The following is a 20,707-nucleotide window of genomic DNA, read 5'->3' on the forward strand; positions in this document are numbered from 1 at the left end:
GATAAAAAACGTATTTTGGTATCGATTACCTAAACATGACGGGCAGGCGGATTTTACTTTTTATCACAGTTTTACTTTTCATCAGCTTTAAAAGCTTAGCGGCTGTTTTTACGGTTACCAGTAATGCCGATTCGGGGCCGGGTACTTTGCGCGAGGCTTTAACGCTTGCAGCCGCTAATGGCAGCGCTACTAAAGATTATATCAATTTTAATTTACCGGATGTAAGTGAGGCGGGCCGAACGATTATATTATTCACGCAGCTGCCGGATGTTACCGGCAATGTAATTATTGATGGCACTACACAACCGGGTACGAAACTGGGCGTTAGCGATGCCAAAGTAATAATCAAATTTATTCAACCAAGTTCAGTTGTTAATATATTTAACTTATCGCCAACAATTAATCAAACAGATACCGTTGAATTTTATGGGCTTTATATTACCTGCGATATTCAAAGTAATTGTTATGGCATCGTTTCCAATTCAAACTGTAAACTTATTGTTGGGGCACCGTCAAAAGGCAATGTTATAACCAACACCCGGTACGGTATACTTGGCACATTACAAAACGGATCGATCCGGTCAAATTTTATAGGTCTTGCGCCTGATGGGGTTACACCACAAAATAACCAAATCGGGATAGGTAATGGCTACCAAAACCTCTCTGATAAATTAATTATAGGCGGCGACCAGCTCCAGGATGGAAATATAATTTTAGACGCTATAAATTTTTACAATGATGGCAACACTGCGCAATCGGTAACTATCAAAAACAATTCATTTGGAACAGATTATACAGGTAAAAAAGCAGTAGCCGGCAATTATCCCGAAGCTTATATTGTTACTAACGCGTACTTCCTAACACTTAATATCAGTAAAAACGTGTTTGCGCCTAATGCCACAGCCGTATCTGCTTCCAACCAGACTTCGGCTATTATTAAGGGAAACTTTATTGGTGTAGATCGTACGGGAGCCAGTTCATTAGGCAGCTCACAAACAGAAGCGATTATGCTTAACAGCCATGTTGATTGCCTTGTGGGAGGTGACGCGCCTGAAGATTCAAATATTATAGCAAATTACGGATCAGTATTTGATAATATTAACTTTTCGAACCTCGAGGTGATCAAAAACAGTTTCAGGTGTAACAGGCTTGTTTTAATGCAGGATTACAGCGAGTACGAAACAAATTATGTGCGCATAATTAAGCTTACGGACAATCAGGTATCCGGCGATGCGCCGCCGGGCGCAAAAGTGCAGTTATATTACTCAACAACACAATGTAATGGCTATTGCAATCCCGATACCTGGTTTGCAACGATAACCGCCAACAGCAGCGGTATATGGGTATACAACGGGCCTGTATTACATAAAGTAATGGTAACATCAACCGTTAATCATAACACCTTTGGTGTTGAACCATTCCACATACTGCCAAGCGATGTAACGGTTACCAATATCGACTGCCATCACCTCGGCTCGATTAAACTGAATGAACAACGTGAAGGAAAATTCACCTTTACCTGGACCAAAGATGACGGAACAATTGTTGGCCACGGGCAAAGCATCGATAATTTACAATATGGCAGTTACAAGCTTGATATAAGCGAGGATGGTACTTGCCCTACTGCATCCGGACAATTTAATATCGCCGATCTTACACCGCACATCGACCCGAGAACGTATCAATTGGATTGCAATACCCAATCTGTTGATTTTGATGTTTATGACCGCACCTATTATGGCATTAAAAGCTACACCTGGACGGATAAGGACGGCAATAAAATAGGAGATACCCCTACCTTAAAAAATATGGGAAAAGGTGTTTACTACCTTTCTATAACCGACAATAACGGATGTACTTCAGAAACCGTAAAATACGAAGTATTTCCTCCGGCCGACGCACCGGTTATTGATGAGAGTTTGATACAAATAAATGACAACGATTGCGGTGCTGTAAACGGAAGCATTAAAGGCATTAAACTTTCTAACTACACCACCGGAACATATGGATGGGCTACTGTTGATGGCTCAAGGGCATATTATAATAAAATAGACCTGGAAAATGTTCCGGCCGGCACGTATTACTTTTTTGTTAATTACACCTTTAATTGCACGGTGCAAAGCACAACACATAAAATTAAAACTAAAAACGGCATCACTATTAACGAAACTCAATACACGGCAGGCGCAAGCACCTGCAATCAAAATAATGGGTTTATAAAAGGGATTACAGCTACAGGTGCAACCAGTTACAAATGGATAAACTTAAGCAACAATAGCATAGCGGGCACCAATCCCGATCTTACGGATGCGGGTACCGGCACATATCAACTAACGGCAAGTAACGATTTTGGTTGCAGTGCAAAAAGTCTCGAATATACTATAAACGCCATCCAACCCACCTCCTACCCTACCTACACGTTCTGGATTACCAATACTTGCCCCGGCCAGGCCACCGGTTCCGTAAGCTTAAACATCAACAATCTTGTAAAAACCATACGCTGGATTGATGCCAACGGCCAAACTGCGGGCACAGATAATAATCCTCAAAACCTGAAAGCCGGTACCTACAAAGTTTACTTTACCGATGCCAATGGCTGCGAAACACTTTATCCGCACGATTTTGTAGTATCAGAAACCACTCCCATACAAATTGCAGCCAATTCAGAAACCAACATAAATGATCAGTGCGGCCTAAATACCGGGGGTATAAAAGATATCCAGGTTACCGGAGGCACGCCGCCGTATACCTATACATGGACCAACGAAGCCGGCACCCAAATATCAACATTAAAAGATATAGCAGGCATTGGCGCGGGCACGTATACCTTGCAGGTAAATGATGCCGGTAGCTGCGGGGCTCTCGCAACCCGAAGCTATGCCATTTTAAATGAAAACTCAATTATAGATCCACCGGTAATTAACCCTTTACAGTTATGCGCGCCCAGGCTGGCACAACTTTCGGTAAACTCGCCACAAAGCGGTAACACCTACCGTTTATACAATAGTATAACAGGAGGCTCACCGTTAGATGAACAACCCAGTGGTGTATTCAGTGTAAATGCCAGCGCGCAAAGCATTTATTACATCAGTAGCGTTAACGGCACCTGCGAAAGCAGCCGCACACTCGCCTCCATAACCATAAGCCTGTCGGCTATTGATATCCCTAACGCCTTCACCCCTAACGGCGATGGAAAAAACGACTATTGGAAAATAAATGGTGCAGAAAACTACCCACAAGCTACTGTACAAATATTTACCCGGGCAGGTATGAAGGTATTTGAATCGAAGGGGTACAGTGTTCCTTTCGACGGAAATTACAAGGGCAACAAACTACCCGGCGGTGTTTATTATTACGTTATTAACCTGGGCAAAAGCTGCAAACTACTTTCGGGCAATTTAACAATCCTCAGATAGCGCAGGCTCGCAGGTACATCTGAACGGTATTTTCCAACCCGTAGTACAAAGCATCGCTTACCAAAGCGTGACCAATACTTACCTCCAATAAACCGGGAATATTTTCGGCAAAATATTTCAGGTTATGCAGGTCAAGATCATGCCCGGCATTAAGACCAAGCCCCGCTTGCTGTGCTGCTTTAGCAGCCTCAATATAAGGAGCTATTGCCAATTCTTTTCCTTGCGGGAAGTGCGTGGCATAACCCTCAGTATATAGTTCAACCCTATCGGTACCGGTTTTTGCGGCGCCTTCAACCATCGCAGGATCAGGATCAACAAATATGGATACCCGGATGCCGGCTTCTTTAAACACGGCTATCATATCTGTTAAATAATGGTAATTGGCAATGGTATCCCAGCCGTGGTTTGAGGTGATCTGGCCCAGTACATCTGGCACCAGGGTAACCTGCTCGGGTTTGTTGGCCAGCACCAGGTCGATAAATTTTTGTTCCTGGCAGTTGCCTTCTATATTAAACTCGGTAGTTACTATTTTTTTAAGCTCGAAAACATCGTTATAGCGGATGTGGCGTTCGTCCGGGCGTGGGTGTACCGTGATGCCTTGCGCGCCAAAACGTTCGCAATCTTTAGCAACCTGGATCAGGTCGGGATTATTGCCGCCGCGCGAGTTACGTAACGTGGCTATTTTATTGATATTGACAGATAGACGGGTCATGCCATCAAAGTTAGGCATCATTTAAATAAATTGCCCGATATATTTAACTTTATGGTATGAAACCTAAACAAATTATAATTGAGCTGACGATAATAACCGCGGTTGTTATCACTACCTGGTTAACTGTAAAATCATTAAATTTAAGCAACCTGATTGACGTACAGCTACACGACACTTACTTTGTCATGGCTCCGTCCACACTCATCTTTCCAATATCGTGTTTATTAATTATGCTGATATATGTTGTTAAAGAATGGTTTTCGGGCTATAAACGGCGTTTTCAAAATCTCATACTCCTGATATCCAACTTTTTATTTATAATTTGGTTATACCCCGCAGCAATATTTATCAACCTTATGCCACAACCCGGATGGACAGTCTATCCTCAATTATCAGCCTTGCCCAATGCAACCATTACCGATGCAGAAAATCAACAAAAAAATTATGCGTTGATGATCAATAACCTTAAACATTTCACGCCAATTGTAGTCATTGTTTTTATGCTGACATTGGTTATCATTAGTATAATTACCGGCAAAAACTGGAAAACAAATACCCATGAACAAACATCTGCCTAAAATATATTTCCTGTTATTTATTCTGATAGCTTTTTGCGGCGATGCCTTTTCGCAAACCATCTACCGCAAAATTGAAAATTACAAAGCTTTTTACGGTTGGGCGCATAACTATCCGCAGGACTGGATGATCCTTCGCCGTTTTGATAATGAAGGGCGTAATTACCTGCTAATGGTAAACCCACAAACACTGGAAACCAAAGTAAATGAAAGCAGCTTTTACCAGGTCAAACCGATGAGCATGGAGCAGGCTCGTGAATTTTTTAAAAGTACGCCTTACATAAAAGCACTGGGCAAAGCCGAAAAGCAATCGGTAAGTATCCAGGACGCTGGCATTGAAAGCGGCATCCCCAAACAAACCGGCATCAGCCTAACTGCCGACTTATGCCCATCGCATCGCCCATTAGACAAGCGGATCTTCACAGACATCTTCACCGAATTTAAAAAAGTAGAACGCCCTGTGCCGATAGCTCTTTCGGTTACCGGGATCTGGATGCGCCAGCATCCGCAGGATCTGGCCTGGTTAAAACAGATGCAGGCCAATCGCGAAATTTATATTACCTGGATCAATCATTCCTTCAACCATCGGGTAAGCCTGAAAGCACCGCTTAAAGAAAACTTTTTACTGGAACCGGGTACTGATATCAGTTATGAGGTATTGGAAACAGAAAAAGCCATGCTTAGAAATGGCTTGCTGCCCTCAGCATTTTTTAGATTCCCTGGCTTGGTATCAGATCAGCAGTTAGTTTACCAGATCACCAATTTCGGCTTGATCCCGGTTGGTACCGATGCATGGTTAGCCAAAGGGCAACAACCACAAAACGGCAGTATTGTACTGATACATGGAAATGGCAACGAGCCTGTAGGCGTAAATGATTTTATAAAATTGCTACAATCAAAAACCCGATCAATAGCCGGTAAGCAATGGCTGCTTTATGATTTACGCGAGAGTGTGGATGAAGAATTTAGTGAAGCGCCGTGAGGTTCAGTTGGCAGTTTTCGGTTGGCAGTTTGCAGTTGCAGCGATAGTTTACTATAGCGGTTGGCAGTTTGCTGGTGCATATTCTTTGAAACGGCAAAAGGCTTACCATGCTTTACGCATGTAAACCTTTGTGCTTGTTAATGCGCACATAAAGAGGGTTATTAATATTGACGCCCTACAATTAGGTAAATTAAGGCCTACTCCTTGTAATCATTATGCTATTATAACGGCCTGCTATCGCCTTTTTACAGTATTCTTTATAATAATCTACCGTGGCCAAATTAACCTGGTATTTATATTTATTATAATTGATGGCAGTTTTTGCCAGTCTGCTAATAAAATATTGCCCGATATCAGAGGCTTTATATTTATCTAACTCACTGTTGTTTATATGCTTATCGTTGAGCCATACGCCGTATTGACGTTCGTTTTTAAACGATTGGAATAAGGCCGCAGTTGGGCGACTGGGTGCAAGCGGCATCCCTACATACTGAAAAACTAAACGCTGCTCCTTTTGTTGTTCTTTACTCATATGGCTGTAAATAGTACGCAAACGTGCTGTATCAGCACCTAAAACCGGCCCGAATTTGTGTGCGTTATACCAAACTATCTGTTTATCAACCATAGTGTGATATTCATTTAATAATTGCTCCGAAACCCCTTCTTTCGAGTATGGATATTCAGGATATTTTGTGGCTATTACCTTAGGGAAGGTATCCTGTCGCGTAGTATCCTGAACAACATTGGTCAATGCTTTTTTAAGGTCGGCTACCTGCTTTGGCAAACTAACATCCACTGCATTGCAAAACACAATAAAAGCAGCTGCCATTACCGTAAAAATGGCTGCTTTGCTAAGCACAGCGCTTAGCGTTGATGTTTTTCTGGTCATCATGATCAAACGTTTTTTGGTTAATGAATAATTAAACTGACTTGCCACCGAAAGCCCACTAAGGCTACCGGCGCTATTTAACAATTGGTATTGATAGCTTGTAACATCGGCATCACCCTGCAATACAGCTTCGTCGGCCAAAAACTCGTGATTAAGCTGGATCGCTTTTTTATAAAAAGGCACAAAAGGGCTAAACCAGCAAAATACCTGCACCAGTTCAATAAAAACCACATCTGCCGAGTGCCATTGCCGGGCGTGGGCCAGTTCGTGCTGAAATACCTGGTCGGTTATTTTATCGTGGTAATAATCCTCTTCGTTCAGGAAAATACGGTTGAAAAACGTGTGTGGAGTTAATTGTTGCTTTATCAATACAATGTAGCCTTGTTTGTATTTGATATTGACGTTTCGTTTTGCTGTTTGGCTGATATGGTAAATATTTTTGGCAAACCGGAAAAGCAGCATCCCCGTTACTAAGCAATAAACACCTAATGTAATGGCATAGCCATAGTTAACAGGCGTTTCAACTTTTACATCGGGAGTACTAATAGTTTGTTCAACAGCTTCTGATATTACAACAACCTGTTCTTTAACCGGGGCTACAACTTCTACCACATTTTGATGCACCTTAACGGTAACAAAAGGCACCAACAAAGCAAACACTACCGATGCCAACAGAAAAAACCGGTTAAAGCGATAAATGGCTTTGCTTTTAAGCATTAGATGATAAACCAGCAAGAGGATGCCAGAGCAGGCTACGAATTTTAACAGTGTAGTTATCATTTCTTTTTCCTTTCTATCTGATCGTCAATAATCTTTTTCAGGCTTTCCAGTTCATCGGCTGTCATATCGGCCTGCCTGGTAAAAAACGAAGCGAATTGCAGGGCCGAACTGCCAAAAAAATCTTTGATGAGGCCGTTAACATGCTTCGAAAAATAATCCCCTTTTTTAACCAGGGCATAGTATTGCCTGGAGTTGCCCATCAGGTTGTAAGCCACAAAGCCTTTATTTTGCATGCGCTTAAGTAGGGTGGCAATTGTTGTGGTGGCGGGTTTAGGATCGGGATATTCGTCGATGATGTCTTTCATAAACACCTCTTTTTTATCCCAGATCACTTCCATGAGTTGTTCTTCGGTTTTGGTTAGTTTCATAACATTCTACATATTTAGAATTTACTCTACAAATGTAGAGTAAATTTTCATGAAAGCAAATTTTCAGAAAAATACTTTATTGCTACAGAGACAATTAATGGAAGTGAAAGAGATCTGGAGAGATGATTTACGCCGTATTTACGAACGAGTTTAGCAGATATGAGTTTTAAGTAATTATTGACTTTGCTCTTTTACCGCATTTTTTATTATTACAATCAGTAAAAAAACGATATGTAATACGTTTAATAGTGCGCCACAAAGTATCGGGACAATGTCCGCTCCCCCGGCATTCCAAAATAACGATATACATCCCCAGATAATAAGATTATAAAATATCATGATCAAGATATTGATCATGAAAAAACGCACCTGCTTACCGACAACAAATGGCCGGCGGGAAAGCACCAGACCAATTAAAAGCATAATGATAATAGCGATAACCATAAAAGGGAATAATCAAAATTGATTAACAGATAAACCGAAAAACCATCACCAGGAATTTGACAAGCTAACAAAGAAATACAAAGACTTAATTGATCTTGATATCTTTAAAATTATAATAATCCGGAATATTCTTAAAAACAGCTTTATGTAATACAACCGGCTTGCTCTTGTTAATGATGCTTACCTTATATACCCAGAAATGGGATTTAAAATTAAGTTCACGCGCTGCCAGTTGAATGCTTTGCATTTCGCTCTGACCAAGTTGCATGTTAACCTTTGCATTTTCTACATCTTCTGCTTCGTTTAACTTGGCCTCCTCATCATTTCCATTTGTTTGTTTGGTTATGGTCAATGAATTGTCGGTATGATCATAATATGTTAACGCCGGGATACGCTGATCGGTCAATACCAAAACGGTGCTATCGTTGAGCCTGCTTGTCCTGATCCAAAATCCTTTATCTACGGCCGGCAACGAATCTACAATATCAAACTCTACGGCATTGGTACTGTACTTTTTCCCATTGATATCAATTGATATCGGTCCGATTTTATTTCGCCCCGTTTTTGTGGCTACAGCTTCTGTTGCTATGGCAGATAACGCATCGCCGCCCGCGTTTTTCCCTGTAGATAACTTAAACTTATTTGATAGAGAGCTAAAGACAGTGCTTGATACCGTATCTATATCAACCGAGATGGTAAAACTTTGTCCAAGCCGTGGTTGCGGATTAGAGATCTTTAACTCCAATGTTTGCGCGGTACAATAAAATACAGACAAACTAAACAGCAGCATCGTGATAAGGGAGGTTTTCATATTACTAAGGTTATTGTACACAATTATAGCGTTAATAATTGTTTTATCATTAGATAAAAACACAAGTTAACCCCTCCTCGTTTCTATGCAAATCCGCAATAAAATAGAAGCCATAAAAAAGGCATGGTTAAAAACCATGCCTTTCATATTTTCAAAGGCGAAAACCTTTCAGCTTTCGCCTTTATCCTTTTACCTTAAATTAGTAACGGTAGTACTCCGGTTTAAACGGACCATCAACAGTTACGCCGATGTACTCAGCCTGATCCTGATCAAGTACTTCCAGCTCAACACCAATTTTAGCAAGGTGTAAACGGGCTACTTTTTCATCAAGGTGTTTTGGCAGGGTGTAAACTTCGTTTTTGTAAGCGCCACCGTTTGTCCAAAGCTCTAATTGAGCTAAAGTTTGGTTGGTGAACGAATTACTCATTACAAAGCTTGGGTGACCGGTTGCGCAACCTAAGTTAACCAAACGACCTTCGGCCAAAACAATAACGTCGCTGCCTTCGATAGTGTATTTATCAACCTGTGGTTTGATCTCAATTTTGGTATTGCCATAAGCCCCGTTTAACCAGGCCATGTCAATCTCGTTATCAAAGTGACCGATGTTACAAACGATAGCTTTATCTTTCAAAGCGCGGAAATGCTCTTCGCGAACGATATTTTTGTTACCTGTTGCAGTAACAACGATATCAGCTTCTTTAATAGCAGTACCTAATTTTTTAACTTCAAAGCCTTCCATAGCAGCTTGCAGGGCGCAGATCGGGTCGATCTCAGTAACGATAACACGTACACCAGAGTTACGCAATGAATCGGCCGAACCTTTACCTACGTCGCCATAACCGCAAACTACAGCTACTTTACCAGCCATCATTACGTCGGTTGCACGACGGATAGCGTCAACTAACGATTCGCGGCAACCATATTTGTTATCGAATTTCGATTTGGTAACCGAGTCGTTTACGTTAATAGCCGGCATTGGCAGGGTACCTGCTTTCATGCGCTCGTATAAACGGTGTACGCCAGTGGTAGTTTCTTCAGATAAACCTTTAATTGCGGCAATCAGCTCAGGATATTTATCCAATACCATGTTGGTTAAATCGCCACCATCATCAAGGATCATGTTAAGCGGTTGGCGCTCTTCGCCAAAAAATAAAGTTTGTTCAATGCACCAGTCAAACTCTTCGGCATTCATACCTTTCCAGGCATAAACAGAAATACCTGCAGCAGCGATAGCAGCGGCAGCATGATCCTGAGTAGAGAAAATGTTGCATGACGACCAGGTAACTTCGGCACCAAGGGCTGTAAGGGTTTCAATTAATACAGCGGTTTGGATGGTCATGTGTAAACAGCCGGCTATCCTTGCGCCTTTAAGCGGCTGCGTCGGACCGTACTCTTTACGTAAAGCCATTAAGCCAGGCATCTCAGCCTCAGCCAGTTCAATTTCCTTGCGTCCCCACTCTGCCAGCGACAGATCTTTTACTTTGTATTTAACGAATGCAGTTTCTACTGATGACATATCAATTTTTATTTTTGAGAGTGCAAAGTTAACTTATATCCTTGTGAAAATGAAATGTTTGGTTTTAACGGGTAACGCAGATCGCTTTTACCACACGGGGCTCCTATGGAGCCGGAAACCCGGATAGGAAATATTGCTATAAACACGATACCCGTATGGGGTGATAACGCAAATTATAGTACTCCGTAGGAGTAACGTGTTTATAGAAAATGTAAAAAGATTCTCTGGCTCCGTAGGTGCCTCGTAACCGCAATCTAAGGATTGTAGATGACTAAGCTTGCAACTGCTTTTGCACCTCCCCTTGCTGCATGCTCAGATTCCCATTATAAACCCCACCATTTTCAACCGAAAGGTTCTGCGTTTTGATATTGCCGGTGATCTTTCCGGAAGCCCTGATCTCGAGCGAAGACGTATTGATATCGCCTGTTACTTTACCGTAAACTACTATCTCTTTGGTGGTGATATTTCCTTTAACCTCGCCTTTTTCGCCAAGGATCAGTCCTTCGTCAACAGTTACATCACCGTTAACCAGGCCGTCGATACGGGCAAAAGCCGGGGCTTTTAAATTTCCATCCAAAACACTGCCTTCGCTAATAAGGGTCGAGATAGCTTGCAGGTCGAGCGAAACCTTCTCCTTTTTTGAAAAAATAGCCATGTTGTTGTAAGTATTAAGTCATAAGTCTGTAGTTCAAAGTCGCAAGTATTTTAACTGACTTTCGACTTCGAATTACAGACTTCCGACTTATTTATTCAGGGTTAAAAACTTAACAGGGTTTATTGGTTTACCATTTTTACGCACTTCGTAGTGCAGGTGTGTGCCTGTAGAGTGGCCGGTTGAACCCACTTTACCTATATCATCGCCAACGGTAACTTTCTGACCAACTTTCACATCAATTTTTGAAAGATGCCCATACAAAGTTTCCAGATCATTAATGTGCTGAATGCGCACGCAATTACCATAACCACCGGCCCATCCGGCAAAAACAACTTTACCGCTGGCCGTACATTTTACTTCATCCCCACGGCGGCCCTGGAAATCAATACCTGGATGAAATTCGGCATGTTCCGAATTGAAGGGATCGCTGCGGTAACCAAAAAATGATGTGAATGAGCTTATGCGAGGGTAGCCCATTGGCGTGAAAGCGATGGTACTGGTTAAATGTTTCAGATAATCATCGTAAAGGCTATAGGCTTCAGAATCCGGAAGTTTAGCTGCCTCGTTATTTCCGCTGCCGCCAGTGCCTTTTATAGCAAAACCTTTAAGGCCGCGACGCTTTAAGTATTCGTTAATTGTTTTGAGTTTTACCTCGATAGATTGGATGTATGATTGTGCCGAACCCTGTTTTGCATTAGCAGCGGGAGCGGCCGCAACCGGCATAGCGCCTTTCAGTTTTGCTATTTGTGCCTGCAATTGCAGGTTTTGGGCTTCCTGTAATCCATTTTCGCGATGAAGGTAAAACACCAGTCCGCTTAGTACAGCCACAACACCAAAAATCCCCCATGCATAGTGCCTGAGCCTTTCAATATGTTTGGTTTTGATTTGTAGGGATTTTGCCTGCTGCTGGTTTTTGTTGATAATTACAACGGTACTAATATCAGATGTTTTTGGCTTCATCAAATTCAAATAAATTAGGGTTCGCAAGATATAAATTCCTGATAATAAAACAATATTAAATGTGTGTTAATACGTTATTAGTCAGATAGCCTGATACGGAAATAGTCAAGCAATTGTTATTATTGAATTTTATAAACGTAAACAGTTTATCATTTCTTATTTTTGTATTACTGATTTTATTTAAAAGCAAAAAAAGACATGATGTATCCAGAATATTTGGTAGCCCCAATGCGGGAAGACCTTACTAAAGTTGGTTTTGAGGAATTGAAAGATGCCGACGCTGTAAAAAGCGCCATCGAAAGCGAAGGTACCGTATTTGTAATGGTTAACTCGGTATGTGGTTGCGCTGCTGCTAACGCGCGCCCTGCTGCCAAAATTGCTGCCGCAAACGGTAAACACCCCGATAAACTGGTAACAGTTTTTGCCGGTATGGAAAAAGAAGCTGTTGACGTAGCCCGTAACTATATGTTGCCTTACCCTCCATCATCGCCATCAATGGCTTTGTTTAAAGATGGTAAACTGGTACACATCATTGAGCGTTACCAAATTGAAGGTCGCCCGGCACAAATGATTGCCGATAACCTGATCGACGCGTTTGAGCAATACTGCTAATTTGCAAGGCGAAAGCTGAAAGGTAAAAGGTTAAAGGCTTTCACTAATACATACGAAAGGCTAATGAGTGACCCTCATTAGCCTTTCGTATTTTATAATTTCAGGCAAATTGCAAATACCTTTTGCCTTTCATCTTTATCCTTTTACCTCAAAAACAGGGATAAGGCAAAAGCCGGAAGCTCGCCTTTCGGCTTTTGCAGTTTATAACAATCTCATTTCACCTCTATTGTTTAAACTCCTTCTGTATCCCGTAAGGTAAAGATACGTGCAAATGTTATATTTTCACTCATGTCATTGCGAGGTACGAAGCAATCGCATACTATACAGGGCGGATTTGCTTCCGTGCGATTGCTTCGTACCTCGCAATGACATGGTTGCTTTTTTTTGTCCTAACCTCTAATCTCCAATCACCAACCTCCCTACTCCGTCTTCAAACTCTTCGCTGGGTTCATAGTTGCCGCGCGGATGCTTTGATAGCTTACGGTTAGTAAGGTTATAGCAATAGCTCCAATCGCTGTCAAACCGAAAATCCACCACGATAGCTCAGCATGGTATTTATAGTTGTTTATCCAGCCTTGCATAAAGTAAGAGGCAGTTGGGATAGCTATCAGCAATGATATCGATACCAGGATCACAAAATCTTTCGACATTAATTGCCACAGGCTAAACACCGATGCACCCAGTACTTTGCGCACACCTATCTCTTTGGTACGTTGCTCGGCCATAAATGATGCCATGCCGAACAAGCCCATACAACTGATGAATATGGCCAGTAGGGTAAAGAAACCTGCCAATTTGCCAATACGTTCTTCGTTGGCAAATTTGCTGGCGTATTCCTCGTCGGTAAATTTATATTCGAACGGGCTGCCGGGGGCGTACTGTTTATAAACAGCCTCTATCTTGGCAATTGCATCATGTGCGCTCATTTTAGGGTTAAGGCGGATATCTGTAAGGCTGCCCGGATCGCTATCAAATAAAAATATCGATGCCTTAACCGGCTCATATGGCGATGACATTACCATGTCCTGCACTACCCCGATGATCTTGTATTTTTTGCCCCAATCTACCGTTTCGCCTGTTGCATGTTTAAAATTCATGAAACGGGCTGCGGTTTCGTTTACAATCATGGTTAGTGAGTCGCCCACTTTGCCCCGTTCAAAATCACGGCCTTCAGTTATTTTCCATTGTGCAACTTTACCAAACTCCGGACTAACGGTTATGGTAGCAAAATCGTCCATTAATCCTGCCGGCTTACCTCTCCAGTTTAAACCACTATTGTTGGAGTAAACGCCGGTAAGCGGGCTGCCCGACTCGGCTATTTCAATAATAGCACCCGATTTGATCAGATCATTCCGCACGGCTTCAAAATGTTTATGGATTTCGTTGGTACGCATATCCATTTGTACCAAACCCGTACGTTCATAACCTATAGGTCTGTTTTTAGTAAACTGTACCTGCCTGAAAACTATAACAGTACCAATAATAAGTGTTACAGAAACTGTAAATTGTACCACTACTAATACTTTACGTGGGATAGCGGCAAAACGCCCTGCTTTAAAAGTTCCTTTGAGTACTTTAACCGGCTGAAATGACGACAGATAGAAAGCCGGATAACTCCCGGCAATTAAACCGGTGAGAATACTAAAGCTTAAACCCAATAGCCAGAAAACAGGGTTACCCCAAAGCATATGCATGGCTTTATCGGCCACGCCATTAAACCAGGGCAATGTAAGCTGGGCCAGCAATAACGAAACAAAAAACGCGAACGTGGATATAAGTACCGATTCGATAAAAAACTGGCTGATCAATTGGCTTTTTAGCGAGCCTACAGTTTTGCGGATCCCAACTTCTTTAGCGCGTTTCTCGCTGCGGGCAGTGCTCAGGTTCATGAAATTGATACAGGCCAGCAACAATACAAACACGCCGATAATGCCAAACATCCATACAAATTTGATATCTCCTCCGGTGTTAAAACCATCTTTAAATTCCGAGTGCAGGTGCCATTTACTTAGGGGGTATAAAAACACAGCCGGCTTAGCCATAGCGCCCACATTATCACCTGTGGCTTTTATATTTTGCATTTTGATATCCCTGATCTCGGCAGATACTTTAGCCTCCTGAACACCAGGTTTCAACTCCGCAAAAATTTGCCACGAATTATTCCCCCAGCGGGTGCGCGCGTTTTTTAACCACCCCATGGTGGTCATGTACAAATCCCAGGGAGCTATAAAACCCAGATCTCTAAAATCGGAGTTGTGCGGCATATCCTCATAAACTCCAGTAACTTTTACATTCCACTCGTTATCAATTTTAATGGTTTTAAGCATCGGGTCGGCATCACCAAATAAAGCTTTGGCCAATGAGGCCGAAAGTAAAATAGATGATGGATCTTTGAGGCCCGATCGGGTACCCTTCAGCATTTTTAAAGTGAACAGATCAGGGGCTTCCTCCTGCATGTAGTTACCGTTTTTGCTCAGCTTTTTATCGCCGTAGGCTATGATGTGCCCGTAGGTCCAGGTAGAGAGCACCACGTACTTAAAATCGTGCTTGTAATCTTCCCTCAATTTATACCCTAATGGTATAGGCATAGCCGTTTGCGAACTGGTTACCCCATTAAAGGTCTGGTTTTGCCAAACCTGCACAATACGGTCGTAGCTATCAAAATTTTTATTGTATGATAGTTCGTCCCAGATCCAAAGGCCTATCAGCATGGCCACCGCCATACCTACCGATAGGCCGGTGATATTGATTAGCGTATACGCCTTGTTCTTAACAAGGTTACGCCAGGCAATTGTGATGTAATTTTTTAACATGATTTATATCATTTTACTTCGTTTCAGTGGGTCATTGGGTCATTTTGCTTTGCGTCATTGGGTCATTGAGTCATTGAGTCATTTTTTGATTAGCAGGCTGTTGATCATTTAATTGATGTCCATGCAAAAAATGACTTAATGACGCGAAGCAGATGACCTAATGACGAGTTTACTCACTCCTCAAATTCTTCACCGGATTAGCCAATGCTGCTTTTATTGCATGATAGCTAACCGTTAATAAGGTGATCACTATGGCCCCCACGCCAGATGCTGCGAAGATCCACCAGGTTATCGTCGACCGGTATTCATAGCGTAACAACCAGCTATTCATATAATAATAAGCCATTGGTATGGCGATCAGTAGCGATATGGTTACCAGTACCACAAACTCGGTAGAGAGCAACCGCCATAGGTTGGCAACTGAAGCGCCCAATACCTTGCGCACGCCTATTTCTTTTATCCGCTGCTCGGCTATAAATGAGGCCAGGCCAAACAAACCGAGACATGAGATGAAGATGGCCAGCACCGCGAAAATGGTGGCGAGGTTGCCGATACGTTGCTCGTCCGAAAACTTGTGCGCGTATTCATCGTCATTAAACTTAAAATCGAAGGGACTGCCGGGGTTATATTTTTTAAATACTGGTTCTATTTTTTTCAAAGCCTCCTGCATGGCCATGGTTGGTTTAACCCTTATAGTGATAAAATTAACCCAACCCGGCAACATCATAAACATCGAAGCCACAGGCTTTTCATAAGGCGACTCCATGATCATATCTTTAACCACACCAACAACTTTGTGCGGTGCACCTCCCCACTTCACTATTTTACCTACCGGATTTTTAAGTCCGGTTAATTTCACAGCCGACTCATTCATGATAAACGCGCCTGTATCGGTAGGAAAACTTCTTGAAAAATCGCGGCCCTGGGTTAGTTTCCAGCCTACGGTGTGGCCAAAATCGTAGGTAACGGCGATGGATGCAAATGTAGGCTCGAAGGTTGGCGGCTTCCCTTCCCAATCGAAACCGCCGTTACGTGCCCAGATGGCGTTGGTGGTACTATTCGATTCGGCCATATCTTCAACCGCACCGGTCTGGATCAGCTCGTTGCGCATGGCTTCGTAGTGGCCATAAATTTCGGGGGTATTCATCTCGATGGTAAGCAGGCCAGCCCGAGAGTAACCAACCGGACGGTTCTTGGCATACTGGATCTGCCTGAAAACAATAATAGTACCGATGATCAACACTATCGAAACCGTAAACTGAACTACCACCAGTACCTTGCGCGGCACCGAGGCTAAACGGCCAACTTTAAAAGTACCTTTCAACACTTTCACCGGTTGGAAAGATGATAAATAAAACGCCGGATAGCTACCTGCAATGATCCCTGTAAATAAGGTAAAGCCTAAAGCCATCGCCCAAAACCATGTATTGGCAAAAGGCATCACGATCTGTTTATCGGCAATTTGATTAAATGCCGGCAGTGCTATTGAAACTATCCCGAAAGTAACCACCAGCGCCAGGCAGGCAAACAGTACCGATTCGCTTAGAAATTGCTTGATCAATTGCGAACGTAAAGAACCTATTGATTTACGGATGCCTACTTCCTTAGCACGTTTCTCACTACGGGCAGTGCTCAGGTTCATGAAGTTGATACAGGCCAGCAGCAGTACAAACACACCGATAATTCCAAATAGCCAAACCATTTCAATACGGCCACCCACTGCTTTCCTGTTTTTGAAATCGCTGTAGAGGTGCCATTTGCTCATGGGGTGCACCTGAATGGTTTCGTCATAAACTTTAAAATGCGCAGCGGTAACCCGCGCTATTTTAGCCGAAACTTTATTAAAATCGGCATTATCAGCCAGCTGAACATACATTTGGCAACCGTGGTTGTCCCATTTATCGGTTTGGGTACTCCACCAATTATCTTTATTGAAGAAAGGCATAAAAAACTTCGTTTCGTAAAACGTAGTGTTCCGAGGCAGATCTTCATATACTCCAATAACTTTAAGGTTGGTTTTATTATCGGCCTTAATGGTTTTATTGATCGGATCGGCATCACCAAAAAGTGATTTGGCGATAGATTGCGATATGATTATAGATGAAGGGTCTTTAAAATCGGCATAACTGCCCTTCACCATTTTCAGCGCCAACATGGCCGGCATATCAGCCTCGGCCCAGCTGCCTGTTTGCGAGATCTTTTTATCACCAACAGCCAGGATATGGGTGCTACGCCAGATCAGCGAAATACGCTTAAAATCATCAGCAAAGCGGGTACGCAGATCGGCACTTAGGGGCACTACCGTTGATGGAAAGGTTACCACATCATCAATACCTTTTTGGCTTACCATAATTTGCCCCACACGATCGTAGTTACTATGGTATTTATCAAACGATAACTCATCCCACACCCATAATCCGATAAGCATAGCCACCGCCATCCCTACCGATAAGCCCGCAATGTTAATAAAGGCATGCACCTTATTCTTAACCATATTGCGAAACGCGATTTTAATGTAATTCTTTATCATGATTGTTTCATTAAGTCATTGGGTCATTAAGTCATTTTTTTAGTTGGTCATTTGCTTTGTGTCATTAGGTCATTGAGTCATTTTTTTCTCTACCTCATTTAGGCTCGCTGCCATCCAAAAAATGACTCAATGACGCGAAGCAAATGCCCCAATGACCAACCTATTCCGCTTTCAAGCTCTTCACCGGGTTCATCCGGGCCGCTTTAATGGCCTGGCTGCTTACCGTTATCAGGGCTATAACCATTGCCAGTGCACCTGCCAGGGCAAACATCCACCAGCTTATATTTATCCGGTACTCAAAAGCCTGCAGCCATTTGCTCATTCCCCACCAGGCTATTGGCGTAGCTATAACAAGGGCTATCAAAACCAGCTTCACAAAATCTTTCGACAACAGTTGCACAATTCCGGTTACACTTGCACCAAGCACTTTGCGTACCCCTATCTCCTTGCTGCGCTGCTCGGCACTAAAGGCAGCGAGACCGAATAAACCCAGGCAAGAGATCACGATTGCCATCAGTGTAAAGGCATTGATAATTTGAGATAGGGTAACTTCCGTCTCGTACTGCTTTTGTACTTCTGTATCTAAAAAGGAATACTCAAATGGGGCATCGGGTACGTCTTTACGCCATAGGGTTTCTATTTTGCTTAACAACGATTTATAGTTTTTACTATCGGTTGATACCACCATTAAATTAAAATGCCGCGGATCGTTGAAATAAACCAACATAAAAGGTTTAATCTGCGTGTGCAGCGAGTTGTAATTAAAATCTTTCATTACCCCGGCCACCTCAACAAAAGTTACCGGATCCGGCGCGTACTGCGTGTAAAGCCTTGTACCCGGGGCTGTTTGCGGGTTTAATCCTAAACGCTTGCATAAGGTTTCATTAATTAATACACGGGAGCTATCACCTATCCTGAAATCGCGGCCGGCAATAATTTTGATGCCGTTGGCTTTGGCAAAAAACTCGTCGGTTTCTATATTTTGCGCGTCGGTGGCCGTGGTCATGTTGCCTCCGGCGGTATAAACTCCATGATCGTGCGGCACAAATTGGCTCAGGTAATTATCGGCGTTGCTTACGGTTTTTACTTCGGCCAAACCTCTTAAGTCGTTGGCAAAATCTTTCATTTTGCCTTGCGTGGTGTTGGTGTAAAAGTTAAAAATGAGTTTTTGATTAGGGTCGAAACCAAGGTTTTTGTTCTTTACAAAATTGAGCTGGCTGTATATAACAATAATACCGGCTATCAGCACAATAGAAAGCACGAACTGAAATACCACCAACGATTTACGGATGCCCCCCGCCGAAATATGATTGGTAAAATTGCCCTTAATTACTTTAATAGCTTTAAAAGCCGACAGGTAAAAGGCCGGATAACTGCCCGCCACCAAACCTGTAACCAATACCATGCTTACCAGCATCACCCAAAGCTTATAGTCACTAAAAAACGTAAGCTTTATATCTGCATGTGTTACCTGGTTTAAATAAGACATCAATACAACCAATAAAGGCAATGCCACGGCTACCCCAATAATTGTAAGCATAAACGATTCGCCCAAAAACTGCTTCATCAAATCGCCCTGACCCGCGCCTATCACTTTGCGTACGCCAACCTCTTTAGCACGTTTTGAAGCACGCGCTGTCGACAGGTTCATGAAATTGATACAGGCCACCACTTGGATCAGCACAGCCACCAATATCAGGATGTATAAAAACGAAGGATCGAGCGTTTTGGTTAACTCATGCTCATGGCCAGGTGTAGTATGAATACTTGTAACCGCTTGCAGGTGCAAGGCTTTTTTCATGCCTATCTCCTTTAACTGATCGGCTCCATACTTATTTAAAAAGGCTGGCAGCTTTTTCTCAAGGGCCGCGGCGTTGGTATTGGGTCGCAGTTTTACATAGGCATATAAAAAGTTATTTCCCGCCCAGGCATTGCTGCCCCTAACATATCCGCCTGCACCACCGCTGTTCATGGCCATAAACATGTTGGTTTTTATGTGCGATTGGCCCGCGCTTTCGTCAACAACACCAGTAACTTTAAAATCATGCTTCCCGAAGGCATTATCCATTGAGATCATTTTACCTATCGGATTTTCAGATCCGAAAAGTTTATCGGCAACCGGTTTCATCAACACCAGCGAATAAGGTTCATTCAACACCTTATCAGCATTGCCGGCAACAAAATGATAGTTAAACATTTCGAAAAAGGTCGAATCCGCATACACCGCGTTCTGTTGATAAAACGACTTTTCTTTATATTTTAATAAATGCTCTTTAGCACCCAAACTTTCGGCATCTACTACACGGGTAAACTGCAAAACCTCACCGAAATCATTTTTCATGGCCGGAGCAATAGGCGGCGAACTTGCTGCGCCATCATGCTTGTCGCCTGTTAGCTCGAGCGTGGTGGTAATGCGGTACAGGTCTTTTACATCCCTGTGTTGTTTGTCATAACTATACTGATCCTGCACATAAAGCAAAATATACAGGCAGCATAGAGTACCCGTAGCCAGACCTACTATATTGATAAGGCTGAATGTTTTGTTTTTCAGCAAAAAACGCCATGCTGTTTTTAAATAACTTTTAAGCATTTGAATCTTGATTTGTATGATTTAATGTTGTCTGAACCGGGATTTGGGTGGATT

Annotated in this window: 15 protein-coding genes; 4 read left to right on the top strand and 11 right to left on the bottom strand. The window is 42.6% G+C overall.

Going from position 1 to position 20,707, the window contains the following annotated elements:
- Positions 1 to 35 precede the first annotated feature (35 nt).
- Positions 36 to 3,416 (top strand): gliding motility-associated C-terminal domain-containing protein, encoded by a 3,381-nt coding sequence (locus AAFN85_RS09370; protein WP_347526905.1) that lies wholly within the window; start codon positions 36 to 38, stop codon positions 3,414 to 3,416.
- Here AAFN85_RS09370 and AAFN85_RS09375 read toward each other — a convergent pair.
- Positions 3,409 to 4,128: a pyridoxine 5'-phosphate synthase gene (locus AAFN85_RS09375; RefSeq protein WP_347527116.1), complete on the bottom strand. Its 720-nt coding sequence runs from the start codon at positions 4,126 to 4,128 to the stop codon at positions 3,409 to 3,411. The two genes, AAFN85_RS09370 and AAFN85_RS09375, sit on opposite strands and share 8 nt — an antisense overlap.
- A 56-nt stretch (positions 4,129 to 4,184) precedes the next feature.
- On the opposite strand from AAFN85_RS09375, the gene AAFN85_RS09380 reads away from it, so the two are divergent.
- Both AAFN85_RS09380 and AAFN85_RS09385 read left to right on the top strand, forming a co-directional pair.
- Complete coding sequence (locus tag AAFN85_RS09380; RefSeq protein WP_347526906.1) at positions 4,185 to 4,706, top strand: hypothetical protein; 522 nt, start codon at positions 4,185 to 4,187, stop codon at positions 4,704 to 4,706.
- Positions 4,687 to 5,685 carry a polysaccharide deacetylase gene (locus tag AAFN85_RS09385; RefSeq protein WP_347526907.1) on the top strand — a complete coding sequence of 333 codons (999 nt, stop codon included), beginning with the start codon at positions 4,687 to 4,689 and terminating at the stop codon, positions 5,683 to 5,685. Before AAFN85_RS09380 ends, AAFN85_RS09385 begins: the two co-directional genes overlap by 20 nt.
- Before the next feature lie 190 nt (positions 5,686 to 5,875).
- On the opposite strand, the gene AAFN85_RS09390 is transcribed toward AAFN85_RS09385, so the two are convergent.
- The 7 genes from AAFN85_RS09390 to AAFN85_RS09420 all read right to left on the bottom strand — a co-directional run bounded on the left by AAFN85_RS09390 (position 5,876) and on the right by AAFN85_RS09420 (position 12,108).
- Positions 5,876 to 7,354 (bottom strand): M56 family metallopeptidase, encoded by a 1,479-nt coding sequence (locus AAFN85_RS09390; protein WP_347526909.1) that lies wholly within the window; start codon positions 7,352 to 7,354, stop codon positions 5,876 to 5,878.
- Complete coding sequence (locus AAFN85_RS09395) at positions 7,351 to 7,722, bottom strand: BlaI/MecI/CopY family transcriptional regulator (protein ID WP_347526910.1); 372 nt, start codon at positions 7,720 to 7,722, stop codon at positions 7,351 to 7,353. The genes AAFN85_RS09390 and AAFN85_RS09395 overlap by 4 nt, the downstream gene beginning before the upstream one ends.
- A gap of 174 nt (positions 7,723 to 7,896) precedes the next feature.
- Positions 7,897 to 8,166 carry a hypothetical protein gene (locus AAFN85_RS09400; protein ID WP_347526911.1) on the bottom strand — a complete coding sequence of 90 codons (270 nt, stop codon included), beginning with the start codon at positions 8,164 to 8,166 and terminating at the stop codon, positions 7,897 to 7,899.
- A gap of 85 nt (positions 8,167 to 8,251) precedes the next feature.
- A complete protein-coding gene (locus tag AAFN85_RS09405) occupies positions 8,252 to 8,977 on the bottom strand; it encodes a BatD family protein (RefSeq protein WP_347526912.1) in 726 nt (241 codons plus the stop codon).
- A 199-nt stretch (positions 8,978 to 9,176) separates the two neighbouring features.
- Positions 9,177 to 10,493 (bottom strand): adenosylhomocysteinase, encoded by a 1,317-nt coding sequence (gene ahcY, locus AAFN85_RS09410; protein WP_347526913.1) that lies wholly within the window; start codon positions 10,491 to 10,493, stop codon positions 9,177 to 9,179.
- A 271-nt stretch (positions 10,494 to 10,764) separates the two neighbouring features.
- Entirely contained in the window at positions 10,765 to 11,148 is a 384-nt protein-coding gene (locus AAFN85_RS09415) for a polymer-forming cytoskeletal protein (RefSeq protein ID WP_347526914.1), read from the bottom strand.
- Between the two features lie 87 nt (positions 11,149 to 11,235).
- A complete protein-coding gene (locus tag AAFN85_RS09420) occupies positions 11,236 to 12,108 on the bottom strand; it encodes a M23 family metallopeptidase (protein ID WP_347526915.1) in 873 nt (290 codons plus the stop codon).
- Positions 12,109 to 12,309: 201 nt separating this feature from the next.
- Between AAFN85_RS09420 and AAFN85_RS09425 the strand changes: the two genes are divergently transcribed.
- Positions 12,310 to 12,720, top strand: a complete 411-nt coding sequence (locus AAFN85_RS09425) for a BrxA/BrxB family bacilliredoxin (protein WP_347527117.1) — start codon at positions 12,310 to 12,312, stop codon at positions 12,718 to 12,720.
- A 419-nt stretch (positions 12,721 to 13,139) separates the two neighbouring features.
- On the opposite strand, the gene AAFN85_RS09430 is transcribed toward AAFN85_RS09425, so the two are convergent.
- The 3 genes from AAFN85_RS09430 to AAFN85_RS09440 form a co-directional block, all read right to left on the bottom strand.
- Complete coding sequence (locus AAFN85_RS09430) at positions 13,140 to 15,533, bottom strand: ABC transporter permease (RefSeq protein WP_347526916.1); 2,394 nt, start codon at positions 15,531 to 15,533, stop codon at positions 13,140 to 13,142.
- A gap of 169 nt (positions 15,534 to 15,702) precedes the next feature.
- Complete coding sequence (locus tag AAFN85_RS09435; protein WP_347526917.1) at positions 15,703 to 18,027, bottom strand: ABC transporter permease; 2,325 nt, start codon at positions 18,025 to 18,027, stop codon at positions 15,703 to 15,705.
- Between the two features lie 196 nt (positions 18,028 to 18,223).
- Positions 18,224 to 20,653: an FtsX-like permease family protein gene (locus tag AAFN85_RS09440; RefSeq protein WP_347526919.1), complete on the bottom strand. Its 2,430-nt coding sequence runs from the start codon at positions 20,651 to 20,653 to the stop codon at positions 18,224 to 18,226.
- Positions 20,654 to 20,707: the final 54 nt, after the last annotated feature.

This window comes from Mucilaginibacter sp. CAU 1740 (assembly GCF_039839285.1).
Classification (GTDB): domain Bacteria; phylum Bacteroidota; class Bacteroidia; order Sphingobacteriales; family Sphingobacteriaceae; genus Mucilaginibacter.

Coding starts and splice junctions, on each gene's coding strand:
- AAFN85_RS09420 (WP_347526915.1), bottom strand. CDS start 12,108: ATGAAGCCAAAAACATCTGATATTAGTACCGTTGTAATTATCAACAAA.
- AAFN85_RS09390 (WP_347526909.1), bottom strand. CDS start 7,354: ATGATAACTACACTGTTAAAATTCGTAGCCTGCTCTGGCATCCTCTTG.
- AAFN85_RS09380 (WP_347526906.1), top strand. CDS start 4,185: ATGAAACCTAAACAAATTATAATTGAGCTGACGATAATAACCGCGGTT.
- AAFN85_RS09395 (WP_347526910.1), bottom strand. CDS start 7,722: ATGAAACTAACCAAAACCGAAGAACAACTCATGGAAGTGATCTGGGAT.
- AAFN85_RS09385 (WP_347526907.1), top strand. CDS start 4,687: ATGAACAAACATCTGCCTAAAATATATTTCCTGTTATTTATTCTGATA.
- AAFN85_RS09370 (WP_347526905.1), top strand. CDS start 36: ATGACGGGCAGGCGGATTTTACTTTTTATCACAGTTTTACTTTTCATC.
- AAFN85_RS09400 (WP_347526911.1), bottom strand. CDS start 8,166: ATGGTTATCGCTATTATCATTATGCTTTTAATTGGTCTGGTGCTTTCC.
- AAFN85_RS09375 (WP_347527116.1), bottom strand. CDS start 4,128: ATGACCCGTCTATCTGTCAATATCAATAAAATAGCCACGTTACGTAAC.
- AAFN85_RS09425 (WP_347527117.1), top strand. CDS start 12,310: ATGTATCCAGAATATTTGGTAGCCCCAATGCGGGAAGACCTTACTAAA.
- ahcY (WP_347526913.1), bottom strand. CDS start 10,493: ATGTCATCAGTAGAAACTGCATTCGTTAAATACAAAGTAAAAGATCTG.
- AAFN85_RS09430 (WP_347526916.1), bottom strand. CDS start 15,533: ATGTTAAAAAATTACATCACAATTGCCTGGCGTAACCTTGTTAAGAAC.
- AAFN85_RS09405 (WP_347526912.1), bottom strand. CDS start 8,977: ATGAAAACCTCCCTTATCACGATGCTGCTGTTTAGTTTGTCTGTATTT.
- AAFN85_RS09415 (WP_347526914.1), bottom strand. CDS start 11,148: ATGGCTATTTTTTCAAAAAAGGAGAAGGTTTCGCTCGACCTGCAAGCT.
- AAFN85_RS09440 (WP_347526919.1), bottom strand. CDS start 20,653: ATGCTTAAAAGTTATTTAAAAACAGCATGGCGTTTTTTGCTGAAAAAC.
- AAFN85_RS09435 (WP_347526917.1), bottom strand. CDS start 18,027: ATGGTTAAGAATAAGGTGCATGCCTTTATTAACATTGCGGGCTTATCG.